Consider the following 376-nt stretch of genomic DNA (forward strand, 5'->3'; position numbering starts at 1 on the left):
CGCCCGAACCGCCCGATCCCCCGGACCCGCCGCGTGAACCGCCTGAGCCGCCCTTCGAGCCACCCCCGCGCGAACCGCCCGACGAGCCACCATCCGAATCGCTACCCGAGCCGCCCCGCGAGCCTCCGTTGGACGAGCGTCCGCCCGAGCCCGACGAGCCACCCGAGGACGAGCGGCCCGAGCTACCACCGGATGAGCTTCCCTCGGAAGAACTTCCACCGGACGTGCTACCTCCGGAGGAATTCCCGCGGGACGTGCTGCCGCCCGAGGATGTACTGCCCGAGGTCGACTCGCCCGAGGCCGAACCACCCGACGTCGAACCGCCAGAAGTGGACCCACCCGATGCGGACCCACCCGAAGCCGACCCCCCGGAAGC

General features: G+C 72.3%; 1 pseudogene. It reads left to right on the forward strand.

The features are described 5' to 3' along the window. Positions 1-128: 128 nt before the first annotated feature. Positions 129-376 (forward strand): annotated as a pseudogene (locus GV792_RS28760) (hypothetical protein); the annotation flags it as partial.

The sequence above is a fragment of the Nocardia cyriacigeorgica genome (assembly GCF_010868145.1).
Taxonomy (GTDB): Bacteria; Actinomycetota; Actinomycetes; order Mycobacteriales; family Mycobacteriaceae; genus Nocardia; species Nocardia cyriacigeorgica_D.